1 rRNA gene is annotated in these 3335 nt (G+C 56.6%); it reads right to left on the bottom strand.

What is annotated here, in order from left to right:
- Positions 1 to 65 precede the first annotated feature (65 nt).
- Positions 66 to 3192 (bottom strand): 23S ribosomal RNA (locus WFH44_RS21320).
- Positions 3193 to 3335: the final 143 nt, after the last annotated feature.

Raw genomic sequence — 3335 nt, 5'->3', positions numbered from 1 at the left:
TTGTGTTCCCTGGACGGTGGTTGTTGTCTGGGAACCACATAGCGGACGCGTAGCACAGTTTGTTTGTGGTGTAAGTTATCGGCCTATTAGTACCGGTCAGCTTCACAGGTCGTTAGTCCCTGCTTCCACATCCGGCCTATCAACCCAGTGGTCTGGCTGGGGGCCTCTCCCCCTTGCGGGGATGGAAATCTCATCTTGAAGCCGGCTTCCCGCTTAGATGCTTTCAGCGGTTATCCAATCCGAACGTAGCTAATCAGCGGTGCACTTGGCAGTACAACTGACACACCAGAGGTTCGTCCGTCCCGGTCCTCTCGTACTAAGGACAGACCTTCTCAAATTTCCTGCGCGCGCAGCGGATAGGGACCGAACTGTCTCACGACGTTCTAAACCCAGCTCGCGTACCGCTTTAATGGGCGAACAGCCCAACCCTTGGGACCTACTCCAGCCCCAGGATGCGACGAGCCGACATCGAGGTGCCAAACCATGCCGTCGATATGGACTCTTGGGCAAGATCAGCCTGTTATCCCCGAGGTACCTTTTATCCGTTGAGCGACGGCCATTCCACAATGTGCCGCCGGATCACTAGTCCCGACTTTCGTCCCTGCTCGAGATGTCTCTCTCACAGTCAAGCTCCCTTGTGCACTTACACTCGCCACCTGATTGCCAACCAGGCTGAGGGAACCTTTGGGCGCCTCCGTTACTCTTTAGGAGGCAACCGCCCCAGTTAAACTACCCATCAGGCACTGTCCCTGACCCGGATTACGGGCCGAAGTTAGATGTCCAGAGTGACCAGAGTGGTATTTCAACGATGACTCCGCCCGAACTGGCGTCCGGGTTTCACAGTCTCCCACCTATCCTACACAAGCCACACCGAACACCAATACCAAACTATAGTAAAGGTCTCGGGGTCTTTCCGTCCTGCTGCGCGTAACGAGCATCTTTACTCGTAGTGCAATTTCGCCGAGTTTATGGTTGAGACAGCGGGGAAGTCGTTACTCCATTCGTGCAGGTCGGAACTTACCCGACAAGGAATTTCGCTACCTTAGGATGGTTATAGTTACCACCGCCGTTTACTGGGGCTTAAATTCCCAGCTTCGCCCGCGAACGGGCTAACCGGTCCTCTTAACCTTCCAGCACCGGGCAGGAGTCAGTCCGTATACCTCGTCTTGCGACTTCGCACGGACCTGTGTTTTTAGTAAACAGTCGCTTCCCCCTGGTCTCTGCGGCCCCGATCCCCTCCCCGCCGCGCGGGCGGTTCAAGGTTGGGGCCCCCCTTCTCCCGAAGTTACGGGGGCATTTTGCCGAGTTCCTTAACCATAATTCTCTCGATCGCCTTGGTATTCTCTACCTGATCACCTGTGTCGGTTTGGGGTACGGGCGGCTAAAACCTCGCGTCGATGCTTTTCTCGGCAGCATAGGATCACCAGATCCCCCCGTACGGGGGTCCCGTCAGGTCTCAGGCTTATGAACGGCGGATTTGCCTACCGTTCGCCCTACATCCTTGGACCGGGACAACCATCGCCCGGCCTGGCTACCTTCCTGCGTCACACCTGTTAATACGCTTACCTCCCCGGATCAGGTCCCGCGCGCCCCGCACACACCGGCCCCGAAGGGCACACATGCACGGTTTGGGCGGTTAGTATCACCGGCTCGGTATTGGCGGTTTTTCGCCGGTACGGGAATATCAACCCGTTGTCCATCGACTACGCCTGTCGGCCTCGCCTTAGGTCCCGACTTACCCAGGGCAGATTAGCTTGACCCTGGAACCCTTGATCATTCGGCGGACGGGTTTCCCACCCGTCTTTCGCTACTCATGCCTGCATTCTCACTCGTGTAGGCTCCACCACTGGTTTACACCGCGGCTTCACCGCCCACACGACGCTCCCCTACCCATCCACGCTCCTGAACCACGAAGGCTTGGAAAAATACGCGGATGCCACAACTTCGGCGGTGTACTTGAGCCCCGCTACATTGTCGGCGCGGAATCACTTGACCAGTGAGCTATTACGCACTCTTTCAAGGGTGGCTGCTTCTAAGCCAACCTCCTGGTTGTCTGGGCAACTCCACATCCTTTCCCACTTAGCACACGCTTAGGGGCCTTAGTTGGTGGTCTGGGCTGTTTCCCTCTCGACTATGAAGCTTATCCCCCACAGTCTCACTGCTGCGCTCTGACTTACCGGCATTCGGAGTTTGGCTGACGTCAGTAACCTTGTAGGGCCCATCGGCCATCCAGTAGCTCTACCTCCGGCAAGAAACACGCAACGCTGCACCTAAATGCATTTCGGGGAGAACCAGCTATCACGGAGTTTGATTGGCCTTTCACCCCTACCCACAGCTCATCCCCTCCATTTTCAACTGAAGTGGGTTCGGTCCTCCACGACGTCTTACCGTCGCTTCAACCTGGCCATGGGTAGATCACTCCGCTTCGGGTCTAGATCACGCCACTGCATCGCCCTGTTCAGACTCGCTTTCGCTACGGCTTCCCCCCACGGGTTAACCTCGCGACGTAACACTAACTCGCAGGCTCATTCTTCAAAAGGCACGCCGTCACGGGAACAAAGCCCGCTCCGACGGATTGTAAGCACACGGTTTCAGGTACTGTTTCACTCCCCTCCCGGGGTACTTTTCACCTTTCCCTCACGGTACTTGTCCGCTATCGGTCATCAGGTAGTATTCAGGCTTACCAGGTGGTCCTGGCAGATTCGCACGGGATTTCTCGGGCCCCGTGCTACTTGGGATCCTCTCCAAGCGGCGGCACACATTACGGTTACAGGGCTAACACCTTCTCCGGCCGGCCTTTCAAGACCGTTCACCTATGCATCCGCACTCACTCCAGCTGTCCGGCAGAACAGCAACGGAAAGTCCCGCAACCCCGACCATGCAACGCCCGCCGGCTATCACACATGGACCGGTTTGGCCTCGTCCGCGTTCGCTCGCCACTACTAACGGAATCACTATTGTTTTCTCTTCCTGCGGGTACTGAGATGTTTCACTTCCCCGCGTTCCCTCCACGCACCCTATGTGTTCAGATGCGGGTCACCCGGTCACTCGCGCGCCGGGCGGGGTTTCCCCATTCGGACATCCTGGGATCACGGTCCGGTTATCGACTCCCCCAGGCTTTTCGCAGATTCCCACGTCCTTCTTCGGCTCCTGATGCCAAGGCATCCACCGTGTGCTCTTAAAAACTTGACCACAAAAGATCAAATCAGCATTCTCGAGAGAACCACGCATCCGGACAAACCGGACCCGGGTTCACAAAAATTGCGTCATTTATAAGATGCTCGCGTCCACTATGTAGTTCTCAAACAACAACCCCGTCACCCCCGGACAAACCA

This window comes from Arthrobacter sp. USHLN218 (genome assembly GCF_037144715.1).
Taxonomy (GTDB): Bacteria; Actinomycetota; Actinomycetes; order Actinomycetales; family Micrococcaceae; genus Crystallibacter.
Note: the sequence above shows the minus strand (reverse complement) of the source record. Positions and strands in the feature narration are given on the sequence as shown.